Raw genomic sequence first — 15,615 nt, 5'->3', positions numbered from 1 at the left:
ACTAACTATTTATTATATGGGTGTATTATTACCCCTTTAACTACTCTATTAACAGTTCCATCTGGTCTTGGATTATCTGGTGAAATTCCAAGATGTAATGAGCTAAATAACCCAAACATTTGTCCAAACAACATATAATTAAATACTGTATAAACTTCTGGAACTTCTTGTCCATCTATTTCTAAATATTTATCACAAAGTGAACTTAATTCATCATTCTTCTTATAGCTAATAACAGCTAATTTATGGTTACCTATGTCACCATGTATCTCTCTAATTAAATCCATATCATATAGGCTTGTATACTCATTATTTGAATTCATAAATATAACTAATGTATTATCATTTATTATTGATTTTGGACCATGTCTAAAACCAAGAACTGACTCACAAACAGTTACTGTTTTTCCACTAGTTAATTCTAGATTCTTAAGAGCCATCTCTTGGCATAACCCTTTTAACGCACCTGAGCCTAAATAAACAACTCTCTCACAATTTAAATCTACTAAATCTTTCACTTCATTCCATTTATTATCTAAGATTAAATCTGCTTGATCTGATACTCTATCTACATACTTTTTATTCTCTTCTAAATTCTTGATATCAAATGCTAAAAGTGTTGCAAGTAACATACAACTAAAGGAACTTGTCATAGCAAAACTCTTATCATTAGATTCCTTTGGCATAAGCAGACAAAGAGCATTGTCATCCTTCATTGATTTCTTTGCAAGTTCTCCATTTTCATTACACGTAATTACCAGTTGTGCTATATCTTTTACGTTTTCTTGGAATATATCATAAGCTCCAACACTTTCTGGACTATTACCTGATCTTGCATATGATACTAATATTGTTTTAGTATCCTCTTCTAAAAACTCTTGTGGATTTGATACTAAATCTGTTGTGGCTATAGCTTCAACCCTTAACTTTAATGTCTTTGCAAGATGAAGATAAACTGAATCTCCAACATAATCTGAAGTACCAGCACCAGTTAATATTATTCTAGTATTACTAGTTATATTCTTATTTAGAAATTCTTCTATTTTATTTTTATTATCAGTTATTATTTTATATGTCTCTCTCCATAACTTTGGTTGTTGTCTAATTTCAGTTCCAGTAAATTCTGCTCCTAATTCCTTTAATCTTTCTTCTGTAAATCCAAAAATCATTTTTTTACCCTCCTATAACTGTTAATGTTGTCATTACCAGTTGTTTTAAAAATTTTTTATTTTAAATTTTATTATCTTTACTTAATTATTTTTAAGCTGAACTCTATATTTAAATTTGTCACCTCTAGCTATTCCAACAGTATACTCTATAAGCTTACTATTTTCATACGTATATCGTTCTATCTTTAAGCTTGGCGCTCCTTCATGGATTTCTAAATATATACTTTCAAGTTTATTTGTAAGAATTGGTTCAAAGTATTCCTCAGCGAAAGTTAGCTTTGTATTATATTCTTTAGTTAAGACATCATACATAGCTCTTCCTTCTAATTGATCCTTTGATAGTCCTTCAAATCTTTCAAATGGTAAATATGTTATTTCATACATCATTGGCACATTATCTGCTTTTCTAATTCTTATAATCTTGTAGACTAAATCCGCTTCCTTCATCTTAAATTTGCTTGCTAGTTTATCACCTGATTGTATAATCTCAAAACCAACTATTTGTGATGAAGGTTCCTTGCCGATCTTCTTCATTTCTTCTGTAAAAGAATAAAATGAAACTAAATCTTGATTTACCCTCTTTGGTGCAACAAATGTTCCTTTACCATGTACCTTATATATATATCCATCTCTCTCAAGTTCATCTAAGGCTTGTCTTACTGTTGTTCTACTTACATCATAAATTTCACAAATTTCTCTTTCTGAAAGTAATTGTTCATTTTCTCCTAAGCTTTTATTGATCTTTTCTATCAATATATCCATAAGTTGTAAGTACAACGGGATTCTAGAATTTTTATCTATAACCTTCACTTGTCATTACCATCCTATTATTTTATTAAATTAAGTATAAAATATATTGAAAAAATACTATTTAAATACTTCTTCTATTTCATTATAATCATTTCATGCCATATTATGCAACAAAAATTTTATATACACTAAAAACTTGTTATTACCAGTTGCATTTTTTAACATATTTATTTAAAAAAGCTTAAGCAAATTATTGCTTAAGCTTTTATCTTAACTAAACATTTAAATATTTTATTTTATAATATTCCAATCCATCTTCCAGCTATACCAATTATAACTGTTATAACTATTAATATTATTGGAGAATGTCCTTTCTTAAGCAATTTATACATCAAGAAAGTATATAATAAAGGTAAAAGATTTGGCATTAATGCATCTAAAACACCTTCTTGAACTTTTACCTCAGCTTGACCTGCTGTTATAACCCAAGTAGTCTTTAAATTAACCATTGAAGCTATAAGTCCCCCGACAACTGTTAATCCAACTATTGAAGCAGCATGTGATATCTTCTTAGTTTGTTCTCTTAAATTAACTATAGCTTTAACACCTGTATTATAACCATAATTCATTAAGAAGAATAGTAAGAAGAAATGTATTACATTAAATGATAATAAGAACACTATTGGTCCAGCAATATTACCTTCACTTGCAAGAGATGCACCTATACCTGCACATATAGGAAGGGCTGTTAACCAGAATAACGCATCACCTATTCCACCTAAAGGTCCCATTGTGGCAATCTTTATAGCTCTTATTGTATTTCTATCTTCTTTATTTTCTTCCATTGCTATTACTAATCCCATAATAAATGTAATTACGAATGGATGACTATTAAAGAATTCCAAGTGATCTTTCATAGAATCTGAAAGGTCTTTTTTGTTTGTGTGTATCTTTTTAAGTCCTGGTAATAAAGAATATAACCATCCACAAGCTTGCATTCTTTCATAGTTAAATGATGCTTGAAGGAATAATGACTTCCAAGCCATTTTATTTAAGTCTTTTTTAGTTATTACCTTATCAGTACTAGAATTTTTATACCCTAAATCTGATTCAATAGCTGCATTTGCTTTTTTATACTCTACATTAGATGCCATCTTCATATTCCTCCTTTGCTTCAGTTACTACTTGTTGATTATTCTTTGCATAATAATCATAGAGTGCTATACATAGTCCAATTAAAGCAAGTCCTAATATTGGGATATTGAAATAAGTTACTGCTAAAAATCCAACTATTAAGAAAGCAACATATTCCTTCTTAAGCATTATCTTAAGTAGCATTGCAAATCCAATAGCAGGCATAATTCCACCAGCTACAGATAATCCACCTATAATAGTTTCTGGTATCAAAGCAACTATATCAGCTGCTTTGTCTGCACCAAAGTATATTGGTAAGAATGCACATATGAAATATGATACAAATAATATTGCCATACCTAAGTAATTGATCCTATCAATTCCTTTCGTATTGGTATCTTCGGCGTATTTATCTGCCTTATGCATGACGGGCGAAAATGCCGTGAATAATAAAGTTATTCCTGCTTGTGCTGCCACTGCAAATGGTACTGCCATACCAATTGCAGCTTGTGGATCAAGTTTAGCTAAAATAGCTACACTTGTACCAATTATACCTCCAATAACAACATTTGGTGGTTGTGCACCAGCAAGTGGTACCATCCCCATAAATACTAGCTCTAAAGCAGCTCCTACAATAAGTCCAGTTGTCATATCACCAAGTATAAGTCCTACAATGGGTCCTGTTACTATCGGTCTGTGTATATGTGTTAATCCATTGTACATATCAACACCAGCTATACCAGCCCAGATAGCGATTAATAACGCTTCTACTACCATTTAGTTCGTCCTCCCCTTTAATAATTTTTATTAAATATATAAATTAATATAAAATGAAAACAAATTAAACAAATTTTTCTATGTTAATATCTATTCTCTCGTCAGGAACTCTTCTGACTTCAACCTTTATTCCTTTGTCTATTATTTTTCTTATAGTCTTCTTATCATCTTCATCTAGTGATACTGTTGATGATATTTGTTCTTTTCCTTCACTAAAATGCATATTACCAATATTTAATTTATCTATTGGAACTCCACCTTCAATTAGTCTTAAAGCATCTTGTGGTGTTCTACAAACTAAAAATATTTTTTGTCTATTGGCTGCTTTATGAATTATCTTTATTGTTTTATCAATACTAAAGAATCTTGTCTCAATAACATCTGGTAATACCATCTGCATTAAATTTTGTTGTACTGGATCCTTTGATACCTCATCATTTGCAACTAATATTAAATTAGCACCTAAATGATTTACCCAAGTTACTCCAACTTGTCCATGAATTAAACGATTATCTACTCTTGTCAATAATATATTTGGCATAATACCCCTCCTTGTATTTTAAATTTATTGAATTTTTAGATAATAGTGGTAATTACCACTTTATTCTCACTGTAAATGTTTTCTATTTCATTACCAATCTTCATTTGTAACTTTATTCAAGTGTTCACTAGAATTCATATTACTTTTCCTATTACATTACTATACTTATTTTTAATACAGATTAATTATTACTAAAAGTAAAAAAAGATGTGCTAAAAATAGCACATCTTTTTTATAATCTTTTTATTGATTTTCCACACTGCCATTGCTTCTAAAAAAAATCTTATAACTTACTAAAGTTAATAATGATATTATAATCAAAAATAATACAGTAAACTCAACTGATATAAGCACCATAAGTCCAATATATAAAATTAAACTAGAGAAAAACATAATTCCGAGCGTAAGTAAGTTGACTTTTTTTTGTAATCCGTTTATTATGTCCATCATTTCTTTTTCTTTAAGGTCTTCCCCCTCATATTTTTTTGCAAGAATAATTGGTATTATTCCACCTATTACTTTTTTACTTATTAAATCACAAATGAATATAATAAATACACCGATAATTGAAATAGTGAATATATCAAATGTTGAAATCTCTACTGGTAATAATGCCTCAACTAACTTAAATGCTAAAAATAGAGTTCCTCCAACTAAAGAAACTATAGGTAAAGTAACCATCATCATCATTCCAGTAAACTTTAAATTGGATTTTAACCCATTTTCTTTATTACATCCAAAGCTAAAGACCAATATAGATACAAATATAATAATTAATAATAGAATAATAATTGCTAAATACTTCATTTAAATCATCTCCTTCTATAGTAGTATAATTAATAAATATTATATCACCAATTTTTACCACTTTACAATATATGGTTTTTATAAGAAAAATAGAAGGTATCTATATAGTTTTATAGATACCTTCTAAAAATATCAGTTTATTAATTTATTAATATGTTTAATTAATCTACCTCTTTCATAGAAAGAGAGATTCTTTTTCTCTTTTCATCTACTTCTAATATTCTAACCTTTATAACATCACCAACTTTAACTATATCAAGAGGGTGCTTTACAAATCTATTTGCCATTTGACTCTTATGAACTAATCCATCTTGGTGTACCCCAATATCAACAAATGCACCAAAATCTGAAACATTTCTAACAGTTCCCATAAGTGTCATACCTGATTTTAAATCCTTTAAGTCTATAACACCTGTTTTAAGTATAGGTTTTGGCATATCTTCTCTTGGGTCTCTACCTGGCTTTTGTAATTCTTTTATTATATCCTTTAAAGTAAGCTCTCCAACTTCTAATTCTTTAGAAAGATTGCTTACTCCCTTTAACTTGACTCTATCTTCTATATCTATCAAGTTTTTATTTTTCAAGTCATCCATAGTATATCCTAGAATTTCTATAAGCTTCTTAGCTGCATCATATGATTCTGGATGGACTGAAGTATTATCTAATGGATTCTTACTTTCCATAACTCTTAAGAAACCTGCACATTGTTCAAAAGCTTTTTGACCTAATCTTTTAACTTTTAAAAGCTCTTTTCTTGTTTTAAACTCACCATTTTCTTCTCTATAGGCTACTATGTTATCTGCAATACCTGCATTTATGCCAGATATATGTGTTAAAAGGCTAGGTGTAGCTGTATTTAAATCAACTCCAACTTTATTAACAGAGTCTTCTACAACTCCATTTAATGATTCCTCTAATCTCTTTTGAGTTACATCATGCTGATATTGACCAACACCAATAGCTTTTGGATCTATCTTAACAAGTTCCGCTAATGGATCTTGTAATCTTCTACCTATTGATATAGCACCTCTTACAGTAACATCTAAATCTGGATATTCCTTTGTAGCAAGTTTTGATGCTGAATATACTGAAGCTCCAGCTTCTGATACAATTACATATGCGATTTCTTTTCCTGTCTCTTCTTTTATTTCTTTAATCATTTCACCAATAACTTCTTCTGACTCTCTTGAAGCTGTTCCATTTCCTAAAGATATAACATCAACATCATATTTATTTATAAGGCCTTTTAATGTCTTTTTAGTTCCTTCTATATCATTTTTAGGTGCTGTTGGGTATACAGCAGTATTTTCTAAAAACTTTCCTGTACTATCTAATATAGCAATCTTACATCCTGTTCTAAATCCAGGGTCAAATCCCATAACAACTTTACCCTTAATAGGTGCTTGAAGTAATAGTGCTTTAAGATTTTCCTTAAATATATTTATAGCCCCTTCTTCCCCCTTATCAGTAAGTTCACTTCTAATTTCTCTCTCAATTGAAGGATATATAAGTCTTTTTAAAGAATCTTTTATAGCTTCTCTTAATAATTTATCAGTTTCTTTATTTCCCTTTAATAAATTATTTTCTAAATAACTTATTATTTTATCTTCATTGGAGACCACTTTAACTGATAGAATCTTTTCTTTTTCTCCTCTATTTATAGCAAGTATTCTATGTGGAGGTATCTTTTTAACTTCTTCACTGTAAGCATAGTACATTTCAAAAGGAGTTGGTTCTTTGCTATCACCTTTAGTTTCAATTAATCCTTCATTAAACACAAAGTTTCTTATCCACTTTCTATATTTAGCTTCATCTGAAACAGTTTCTGCAATTATATCTAATGCACCCTTAATTGCATCAGCTTCGCTTTCTACTCCCTTTTCATTATCTATAAACTTCTTAGCTTCTTCATTTATATTACCTTTAAAAGTTCCACTTAATATAAGTTCTCCAAGTGGCTTTAATCCTTTTCCTAATGCAATAGTAGCCCTTGTTCTCTTTTTAGGTTTGAAAGGTCTATATATATCTTCCACTTCTGTTAATGTCTCAGCTTTTTGAAGAGCAATACTTATCTCTTCTGTAAGATTTCCTTGCTCATCTATAATCTTAGTTACTGCTTCTTTTCTATCTTCTAAATTTCTTAAATATGTTAACCTTTCTTCTAAGTTTCTTAAAACTTCATCAGAAAGTCCACCTGTCATTTCTTTTCTATATCTTGCAATGAAAGGAACTGTATTTCCTCCATCCAATAACTCAACAACATTATTAATTACACTTAATTTAAGTCCAAGTTCTTTAGCTAATCTCTCATTGATATTCATCCTAAAACCTCCAAAATTAGTTATATCTTTATTATACCCTTCTTCACTACCGTGATAAACTTTTTTGGGTTATTTTGCTTATTAATTCTTTATTACATATTGTAATTATGTTAAGTTCTAGTATAATTTAAATTGTAAGTATTTTCCAGTAAAGGTGGTCTTGTTATGAATAAATATATAGAAAAATTAATTTCTCTATTGCTAGTAGTACTTATCTTATTACTAACATTTAACCATTTTAAAATAATACAATTTTCTAAAGTACTAAAAGATTCATTTTCATTCTTAACATTAATTTTAATTATAATTTCATCAGTTACAGTAATAAATGGGAAAAAATCAGGTATCTATAAGTTTATAAATTATATAATACTAATTAGTGCTATATTGGGTGGAATTTATGTAATAATTAATTCAAAGCTTAATTTAAGCGTGTATATATGTCTTTTATTTACTCTATCATATGCTATTGTAGATATGCTTTATAAAAAAGCTTAGCTTAAACACAACTTCTTTTAATCATAATAATTATAAACATATAATAAACTTAAGTATAACAATTATTGATGGGAGAAGTTAATGAAATCTAAAATATATAAAGTTTGCACTGTTATTTCTGCAATAATATTTATTTTTTTCTTAGTTCTTAGATGTACTGTTCATCACTTTAGTTCCACTGATATTAAAAATGATATAGCCTTTTTATCCTCTGAACAATTTAACGGTAGATTATGTGGAACTAATGAAAATGAACAAGTTGCAAATTATATAGCTGAAGAATTTAAGGAATTGGACCTTAAAACTATAGATAAAGACTATACTCAAGGCTTTCAAGTTGTAGCTCCATTTAAAAATGATGAAGTTCCAATACTTGAAATAAAGAAAGATGATAATACTGTAAAAAAATTTAATTATGGTACTGATTTTAAAGAGGACATGCTTAATTTTAAAGTTTCAGATGTGACCTTATCCTCTGAAGATAATTTAAACATATTTCCATCTTCTATATCTTTTAAAAAGGGTGGGGACTTATTCTTGCTTTATGTCAGTAAAGAAGATAATTTTAATTTTAGAAGCTCTTTTGTACATGAATCACCAGTATCTTTTGCCATAGCTATTACAAAGGATACATATAATGAAATAGTAACTGCTGTAAAAAACAATTCTGAAATATCTATATCCCTACCTTATACTTTAAAGACAACAGAAGTTTATAATGTAGCTGGTAAAATTGAAGGAAAAGATAGTACGAGTCCTCCACTTATACTTACAGCTCATTTTGATCATATGGGTGCTGATTGCTTAGATAATATATATGCAGGTGCTCTAGATAATGCATCTGGTGCATCATTTTTATTAGAACTTGCTCGTTATATATCCACTCTACCAAAACCTAATAGAGATATTATTTTTGTTGGATTAAATGGAGAAGAATTTGGACTTATAGGCTCTAATAAATTTGCATCAAAATATAAGGATACTTTAAAAGGTGCTAAGGTTATAAATTTTGATATGATTGGTGCCCCAGACTATCCTATAACATTTATGAGAGGCGAAAAATCTCTTGATGTTAAATCTGATCTTCTTGATAACCTTGAAAGTATATGCAAAGAATTAGGTCTAGAATCTAATATTAAATATGAAGATGCCAGTGATCATGCTAGCTTTATCAATAATGGATTCGATTCTCTTACTATCTCTCATAGTGATGTAAGTAGAATTCATACTCCAGATGATAAGATAGAGTTTATCTCTGAAGATGCAATAAAATCAGCTTATGATTTATGCAATAAATATATTATTGATAATAATTATAATCCAATTTTAAAAATATTATTTAATGATATAGTTCATGCTGCTTCATTTATTATCTTTTTAATGTTTATTGGATATCCAATTCTAAAAAGGATAGATAAACATAAAAGAGCTAAATAGATAATGATATAATTTTAAAAGGCTGTGTTATAAACTAGCTTACTAAGCTAGTTATAATACAGCCTTTTTATATAAATTATTATTTAATATTTTATAATTTGCTAAAATTAAATATAATACGCTATATCCTCTATACTATATTTATAATTATTAGCTAATTCTTCTAATGTAATTGAGTCAAAGTACTCATTAATTTTTTTATTTATAACATCCCAAAGATTTTCATAAAGGTATTCTGAAAGTTGATTATTATCTTTTTCATTATCAATTAAAACTAACTTTCCTTCAAGACTTCTTAAAATTTCACCAACAGTAATAGTTTTAGCATCTCTTGTTAAAAAATATCCTCCTTGTGGACCTTTCTTTCCTTCTATTATTCCGTCTTTTCTTAAAGAAGAAAATATTTGTTCTAGATATTTTTCTGATATATCCTGTCTTTTTGATACAGACTTTAAAGTTACTGTTTCACAAGAAGAGTACATATATATATCTATCAATGCTTTTAATCCATATCTTCCTTTTGTTGAAATTTTCATATAATCACCATTCCTTAAAAGCCATTTGCTTTAATTATTTCCATGGTTACTATTCTCTCCATAAAAAATATTTTTGTCAATAGCTTTGAAACTATTTCCTACAGTTATTGCTGTAACCATAGTACCATTTACATTAAGCATTGTACGTCCCATATCAAGGATTGGATCTATAGCAAGTATTCCACCTGCTAAAGAGAAATAGCTTCCCATTCCCATACCTGAAATAACAACTGATACTGAAACTGTTGCTGTTCCTGGTATTCCTGCTATCCCAACAGAACTTATAACAATTATTATAAGAAGCATTATATAAAATGAAAAATTCATTGGTGTTCCTGACATATTTGCTATAGTAACTGCCATTAAAGCTGGATATATAGCAGCACATCCATTCATACCTGCATTTGATCCAATACTACCAACAAAACTTGATATTCCATTTTCAAGACCAACTTTTTCTGTTAATGTCTCTATTGTAACTGGTAATGTTCCAAGACTTGAACGTGAAGTGAATGCAAGTATTAATGGCTCCATAACATTTTTTACATATCTAATTGGATTAAGTCCATTTAATGCAACTATTATAAGATGTACTATAAACATTAATATTATACTTACATAAAGTGCTCCAATAAAATTAATAACTCCAAGTATTGCTGCAAGACCTTTACTTGCAATTGTATTAGCTAATAGTGGAATAACTGCATATGGCATAAATTTTATTACTGTCATAGCAATACTAACAATTATCTTATATGATCCTTCAACTAAATCCTCAATTGGCTTTATCTTATCATGATGCTTCTTCGATAATCTCTTCATGGCAATACCAATAAATGCTGCGAAAATTACTACTGCAACTACATTTCCTTCTGCCATAGCCTTAATTGGATTTGATGGTAATAAACCTCTTATTGTATCAATTATTGAAGTTACCTCCTTCATCTCTGAAGTTGAATTTGTAACTTCAAGCCCCACCCCTAGTTTAAATAAGTTTCCTACAATAATTCCAATTATTGCTGCAATTGCTGTTGTTAAAAGTAATACAAGTATTGTTCTAACAGTAAGCTTACTTAAATTTTCTCCATTTTTCATATCAGTAATAACTTTTATTATTGATATGAAAACCAATGGAATAACTAACATTTTTAATAAGTCCATAAATCCATAACCAATTAATCCATACCACTTAACGGTTTCATTTACCCAAGATATCTTATCTGGAGTATCCGAGAAACCAGAAGCAGCTTGTATAATACCCCCAAGAACGAGACCTAGTATTGTTGCTAGTATCATACGTTTTGAAAAACTAGACTTATTCTTTTCAAACTTTTTAATAATAAAAAATACCCCTACTAAAAATAAAATAAATAAAATTGTTTTAAAATCTGTAATCATAAGAAAATCTGAAAAAAATGTACTATTCATAATTAATCCCCCTTTTTATATTATTCATATATGTTTACTAGGTTTTGTTATTATAATAATAACTTCATAGTGAAAATGTGTCAATAATTAATATGTTTTTTTAATTTATTTAAATAAGATATAGTTATAGTTATAGTTATTAATTAACCTTATAGTTTTTATAGTAAAATATAAATATATAAAATAGAGACATAGTTATTAATCAACTAATTTAAATTGATTAATAACTATGTCTCTTCTATTTCTACACAAATAAAATTTAACTTTTAATAGTATCATAAGTTACACAAACAGGCTTTCCACTCTTTGGTTCCTCTATTATTTGTGCATCTATATTAAATATTTCTCTAAGATTTTCCTTTGTCATAACTTCTTTAGGTGATCCTTCACATACAACTCTTCCCTTTTTCACACCTATCATATGATCTGCAAACCTTGCAGCATTATTAAGTTCATGTATTACCATAACAATTGTGCTACCTTGTTCTTTGTTTAATTTTTCTAATAATTTTAGTACTTCTAATTGATGAGCTAAATCTAAATAGGTTGTTGGTTCATCTAGCAATAATATATCTGTTTCTTGGGCTAAAGCCATAGCTATCCAAGCTCTCTGTCTTTGACCTCCTGATAGTGCATCCATAGTTCTATCTTTAAATTCTGCTATACCAGTAGCCTCTAATGCCCATTTTACTATATCATTATCTTCTTTATTCAAATTTCCAAATCCTTTTTGATGTGGAAATCTTCCATAAGCTATAAGTTCTTCTACAGTTAATCCATCTGGCGCTTTAGGACTTTGAGGTAATACTGCCATCTTTTTAGCAAGTTCTTTTGAACTTTGCTTATTTATTTCAGTACCATCTATATATATTTCACCACTTTTAGGTTTTAGTATTCTTGCTAATGTTTTTAATATAGTGGATTTTCCACATCCATTTGCTCCTATAATTGTAGTTATCTTTTCTTTTGGTATAACTAAGTTTAAATCTTTTACTATATCTATATTTCCATATGAAATATTTAAATCTTTTGTAGTTATTAAACTCATATGTGTGAATTCTCCTTTCAGTATCCTAACTCTAATCAACTAGCATTAAATAAATGAAATATGGTACTCCTATTATGGAAATTACTATTCCCACTGGTATTTCTATAGGTGCTAGTAAATTTCTAGATATTGTATCTGCTATAAGTATAATTAAAGCACCAAACAATGCTGATATAGGAATTAAATTTTTATGTCTAGGTCCAACTAATTTCCTTGCTATATGAGGCGCAATTAATCCTAAAAAAGAAATACTTCCAGCTACCGAAGTTGCAACTCCAGCTAGTATTACTGAATATATAAGAAGTTTTCTTCTTTCTTTTTCAACTGTTATACCAAGACCTGTAGATATTTCATCACCTAAGTTTAATATATCTAAATATCTTGATTTATATATTACTATTGCTGTAAACACCACTATAAACGGTAATACAGCTATTACATACTTCCAGCTAGTTCCCCATATACTTCCTGACGTCCATGCCATTACTCTATTAAACTCTTGTGTTGTAAACTTTAATTGGAATATAGTAAGCATAGATGTAAATGCAATATTTATTCCTATACCTATTAAAAGTAATCTTGATGATTCTATTCCTTTTTTCCATGAAAGAATATAAATTAAAGCTGCTCCAAATATAGCTCCGAGTAGTGCAACAATGGGCATAGTAAAAATAGTTAGATTGCTGATTCCATCATATACATTACCATTCATGAAATATATGTATATTACAACAAATAATGCTGCGCCCGAGTTTATACCAAGTATACCTGAATCTGCTAAATCATTTTTTGTTACACATTGAAGAATTGTACCTGCTACTGCTAGTGCTGTTCCAACTAATATTGCTATAACTATTCTTGGAAGTCTCAAGTTCATTATTACAATCTCATTACTTTTAGTTCCTTGTCCTATTAATGTTTTAATTACATCTAATGGACCTACTTTAAATGATCCAATATTTAGACTAACTAAAATAGTTGTAATTATTAATGCTAATAATATCATTGCTATAAAGAAGGTTTTATTTTTTTTGTAAGACTTCATAAATTATTTACTCCCCTTTCTAACAAGATATATAAATATAGGAACTCCTATAAGTGCTGTAAGAGATCCAATTGGAGTTTCATATGGTGGATTTATCATTCTTGCTAATATATCGCTGTAAACTAATAAAATACCACCTAAAAATAAAGAACCAGGTATTATATATTTATAATCAGCCCCTACTATTCCTTTTACTATTTGAGGAACTATTAGACCTACAAATACAATATTTCCTGCAACTGATACTGAAGCTCCAGCTAAAACTATAACTATAACTATAGCTATTCCTCTAACAACATTAGTCTTTTGACCAAGACCTATAGCAACTTCTTCTCCTAAACTTAAAATTGTAATCTTAGGTGCCATTATAATAGCTGCAATCACTCCAATCATTCCAACTATAAATAGCAATTGAACGCCTTCCCATTTAGCACTAACTAAACCTCCTGATATCCAAAAGCTTAATTCTTTAGATAGATTAAAGTACATAGCTATTCCTGTTGCTAAAGATATTAGTAATGTTCCAAGAGCTGTTCCTGCAAGTGCAAGCTTTACTGGATCTATCTTCCTATTTACTCTAGAACTTATAAAATATACTAAAACTCCACTTATACTAGCTCCTAAAAATGCAAATATTATAAGTCCCAAACTACCTATGACTATATTAGGCATAACCTTCTGTAATACCAGTGAAATTGCTATAGCAAATGTAGCTCCTTGAGTAATCCCCATTATTGATGGATCTGCTATTGGATTCCTAGTTACCCCTTGCATTATAGCTCCAGAAACGCCTAAAAAACCTCCAACTAATGCAGCTGCAATAGCTCTAGGTATCCTTACATCTTTAACTATAGTTATATTTACATCATTTGAACTTGTAAATAAGCTTTTTATTATAGTCTGTATACTTATTTCTTTTGCTCCCATTGATATAGACAATCCTATCCCAAGTATTAATATTATTATTGCTAAAATCATAAATAAGTAAATTCTAGTTTTTCTCTTTGAATTGCCCAAAACTTTTTCGCCTCCTAATACAAATAAAATAATAGGTGTGAAAATATGTTTATATCACACCTACTAATTACAAACTATTTTGTTAGTTCACTTTTAATTGATTCTAATAACATTTCTCTTCCTATTGGATTGTATGCTTGACTAAAGAAAGGACTAGAGTTAAGCATAGTTACATTTCCTTCTTTTACTGCTCTTGTACTATTCCATACCTTACTTTTAGCTAAATCCTTCTTATCAGCTTCTGTTGCAATAACTACAATGTGATCAGCGTCTATCTTAGTTAGACCTTCCATCGTTAAAGTAGGTAATGTTATGCTATCTTGCTTTGGCATATTAGCTGGTTTTGCAAGTCCCATATCATCAAACATTATTGATCCTATTCCTGCATTACTAAATACCATAAATTGTCCTGAAGTTGATAGTAATGGTAGGTAAGTTTGGTTCTTATTTTTAGCCTTAATTTCTTCTCCAACCTTTTTAGCTTTTTCATCATAGCTTGCAAGCCACTTGTTAGCTACATCTTCTTCATCAAATATCTTTGACACATCTATTAATTTATCTCTCCAGTCATTTGCATAATCCTTCATCATAACAACTGGTGCAATATCTTTTAATTGATCATATATCTTTTCTTGTCTTTTACTCATTATTATTAAATCTGGATTAGTACTTAATATTGCTTCCATATCCATAGTATCCATCATTGAATGACCTACTACCTTTGCATTTCCAAGCTTATCTTTTATGTATGATGGTACGTTTTTAGTATCATATGAATCTACGTTAGCTGTACCTACAGGAGTATGTCCTAATATGATTAATTCCTCACTACTTCCTGATATATCTACTATACGTTTAGGATTTTTCGGAATTTCAACATCACCTTTTACTGAGCTTACAGTTCTAGTTTCATTCTTATCTTTAGACTCTGAATCATTACTAGAACATCCAGCAAAGATTCCAAAAGTTAACATCATCGTTGTAATTAATAATAAAGACTTTAATTTTCTCATATTGATCTCCTTTGATTTATTATTTCATATCTTTAACTGATAATAATTTTCAATTTCTTTTGCAATCTGATTTTATTATATCTATTAATAACAG

At 28.9% G+C, this 15,615-nt stretch carries 15 protein-coding genes; 2 read left to right on the top strand and 13 right to left on the bottom strand.

All coding sequences use genetic code 11. From position 1 onward, the window contains the following. Positions 1-5: 5 nt before the first annotated feature. The 7 genes from JOC62_RS13975 to JOC62_RS13945 form a co-directional block, all read right to left on the bottom strand. On the bottom strand, positions 6-1,169 hold the full coding sequence (locus JOC62_RS13975; RefSeq protein WP_204595901.1) for an SIS domain-containing protein: 1,164 nt from the start codon (positions 1,167-1,169) through the stop codon (positions 6-8). Between the two features lie 81 nt (positions 1,170-1,250). Continuing rightward, complete coding sequence (locus JOC62_RS13970) at positions 1,251-1,979, bottom strand: UTRA domain-containing protein (RefSeq protein WP_204595900.1); 729 nt, start codon at positions 1,977-1,979, stop codon at positions 1,251-1,253. Positions 1,980-2,215: 236 nt separating this feature from the next. Then, on the bottom strand, positions 2,216-3,034 hold the full coding sequence (locus JOC62_RS13965) for a PTS system mannose/fructose/sorbose family transporter subunit IID (RefSeq protein ID WP_204595932.1): 819 nt from the start codon (positions 3,032-3,034) through the stop codon (positions 2,216-2,218). Positions 3,035-3,062: 28 nt separating this feature from the next. After that, positions 3,063-3,830, bottom strand: coding sequence for a PTS N-acetylgalactosamine transporter subunit IIC (agaW, locus tag JOC62_RS13960; RefSeq protein WP_204595899.1), 768 nt, complete (start codon positions 3,828-3,830; stop codon positions 3,063-3,065). Positions 3,831-3,894: 64 nt separating this feature from the next. Continuing rightward, on the bottom strand, positions 3,895-4,371 hold the full coding sequence (gene agaB, locus JOC62_RS13955; RefSeq protein ID WP_204595898.1) for a PTS galactosamine transporter subunit IIB: 477 nt from the start codon (positions 4,369-4,371) through the stop codon (positions 3,895-3,897). Positions 4,372-4,614: 243 nt separating this feature from the next. Further along, complete coding sequence (locus JOC62_RS13950; protein ID WP_204595897.1) at positions 4,615-5,178, bottom strand: hypothetical protein; 564 nt, start codon at positions 5,176-5,178, stop codon at positions 4,615-4,617. Between the two features lie 161 nt (positions 5,179-5,339). Next, positions 5,340-7,499 carry a Tex family protein gene (locus JOC62_RS13945; protein WP_204595896.1) on the bottom strand — a complete coding sequence of 720 codons (2,160 nt, stop codon included), beginning with the start codon at positions 7,497-7,499 and terminating at the stop codon, positions 5,340-5,342. Between the two features lie 165 nt (positions 7,500-7,664). Between JOC62_RS13945 and JOC62_RS13940 the strand changes: the two genes are divergently transcribed. Together JOC62_RS13940 and JOC62_RS13935 are read left to right on the top strand one after the other, a co-directional pair. Then, positions 7,665-7,997 (top strand): hypothetical protein, encoded by a 333-nt coding sequence (locus JOC62_RS13940; protein WP_204595895.1) that lies wholly within the window; start codon positions 7,665-7,667, stop codon positions 7,995-7,997. A gap of 81 nt (positions 7,998-8,078) precedes the next feature. Continuing rightward, positions 8,079-9,434 carry a M28 family metallopeptidase gene (locus JOC62_RS13935; RefSeq protein WP_204595894.1) on the top strand — a complete coding sequence of 452 codons (1,356 nt, stop codon included), beginning with the start codon at positions 8,079-8,081 and terminating at the stop codon, positions 9,432-9,434. A 107-nt stretch (positions 9,435-9,541) separates the two neighbouring features. Here the strand turns inward: JOC62_RS13935 and JOC62_RS13930 are convergent, their stop codons facing one another. From JOC62_RS13930 to JOC62_RS13905, 6 genes are all read right to left on the bottom strand, one after another. Next, positions 9,542-9,970 carry an RrF2 family transcriptional regulator gene (locus JOC62_RS13930; protein ID WP_204595893.1) on the bottom strand — a complete coding sequence of 143 codons (429 nt, stop codon included), beginning with the start codon at positions 9,968-9,970 and terminating at the stop codon, positions 9,542-9,544. 30 nt (positions 9,971-10,000) lie between these two features. After that, positions 10,001-11,398, bottom strand: coding sequence for a cation:dicarboxylate symporter family transporter (locus tag JOC62_RS13925; RefSeq protein WP_204595892.1), 1,398 nt, complete (start codon positions 11,396-11,398; stop codon positions 10,001-10,003). Between the two features lie 259 nt (positions 11,399-11,657). Beyond that, positions 11,658-12,446 carry an ABC transporter ATP-binding protein gene (locus tag JOC62_RS13920; protein ID WP_204595891.1) on the bottom strand — a complete coding sequence of 263 codons (789 nt, stop codon included), beginning with the start codon at positions 12,444-12,446 and terminating at the stop codon, positions 11,658-11,660. A 31-nt stretch (positions 12,447-12,477) separates the two neighbouring features. Next, entirely contained in the window at positions 12,478-13,491 is a 1,014-nt protein-coding gene (locus JOC62_RS13915) for a FecCD family ABC transporter permease (RefSeq protein ID WP_204595890.1), read from the bottom strand. 3 nt (positions 13,492-13,494) lie between these two features. Beyond that, positions 13,495-14,508, bottom strand: a complete 1,014-nt coding sequence (locus JOC62_RS13910; RefSeq protein ID WP_204595889.1) for a FecCD family ABC transporter permease — start codon at positions 14,506-14,508, stop codon at positions 13,495-13,497. 74 nt (positions 14,509-14,582) lie between these two features. Beyond that, positions 14,583-15,521, bottom strand: coding sequence for an iron-hydroxamate ABC transporter substrate-binding protein (locus JOC62_RS13905; RefSeq protein WP_204595888.1), 939 nt, complete (start codon positions 15,519-15,521; stop codon positions 14,583-14,585). Positions 15,522-15,615: the final 94 nt, after the last annotated feature.

Origin of the sequence: Clostridium sardiniense, from assembly GCF_016907995.1 — a bacterium.
Taxonomy (GTDB): domain Bacteria; phylum Bacillota; class Clostridia; order Clostridiales; family Clostridiaceae; genus Clostridium; species Clostridium sardiniense.
This window is presented reverse-complemented; position numbering and strand designations above follow the sequence as displayed.

What these genes read in the sequence shown, in the direction of transcription:
- JOC62_RS13950 (WP_204595897.1), bottom strand. Translation starts at nt 5,178, where the DNA reads ATGAAGTATTTAGCAATTATTATTCTATTATTAATTATTATATTTGTA.
- JOC62_RS13905 (WP_204595888.1), bottom strand. Translation starts at nt 15,521, where the DNA reads ATGAGAAAATTAAAGTCTTTATTATTAATTACAACGATGATGTTAACT.
- JOC62_RS13975 (WP_204595901.1), bottom strand. Translation starts at nt 1,169, where the DNA reads ATGATTTTTGGATTTACAGAAGAAAGATTAAAGGAATTAGGAGCAGAA.
- JOC62_RS13925 (WP_204595892.1), bottom strand. Translation starts at nt 11,398, where the DNA reads ATGAATAGTACATTTTTTTCAGATTTTCTTATGATTACAGATTTTAAA.
- agaW (WP_204595899.1), bottom strand. Translation starts at nt 3,830, where the DNA reads ATGGTAGTAGAAGCGTTATTAATCGCTATCTGGGCTGGTATAGCTGGT.
- JOC62_RS13935 (WP_204595894.1), top strand. Translation starts at nt 8,079, where the DNA reads ATGAAATCTAAAATATATAAAGTTTGCACTGTTATTTCTGCAATAATA.
- JOC62_RS13920 (WP_204595891.1), bottom strand. Translation starts at nt 12,446, where the DNA reads ATGAGTTTAATAACTACAAAAGATTTAAATATTTCATATGGAAATATA.
- agaB (WP_204595898.1), bottom strand. Translation starts at nt 4,371, where the DNA reads ATGCCAAATATATTATTGACAAGAGTAGATAATCGTTTAATTCATGGA.
- JOC62_RS13940 (WP_204595895.1), top strand. Translation starts at nt 7,665, where the DNA reads ATGAATAAATATATAGAAAAATTAATTTCTCTATTGCTAGTAGTACTT.
- JOC62_RS13930 (WP_204595893.1), bottom strand. Translation starts at nt 9,970, where the DNA reads ATGAAAATTTCAACAAAAGGAAGATATGGATTAAAAGCATTGATAGAT.
- JOC62_RS13945 (WP_204595896.1), bottom strand. Translation starts at nt 7,499, where the DNA reads ATGAATATCAATGAGAGATTAGCTAAAGAACTTGGACTTAAATTAAGT.
- JOC62_RS13915 (WP_204595890.1), bottom strand. Translation starts at nt 13,491, where the DNA reads ATGAAGTCTTACAAAAAAAATAAAACCTTCTTTATAGCAATGATATTA.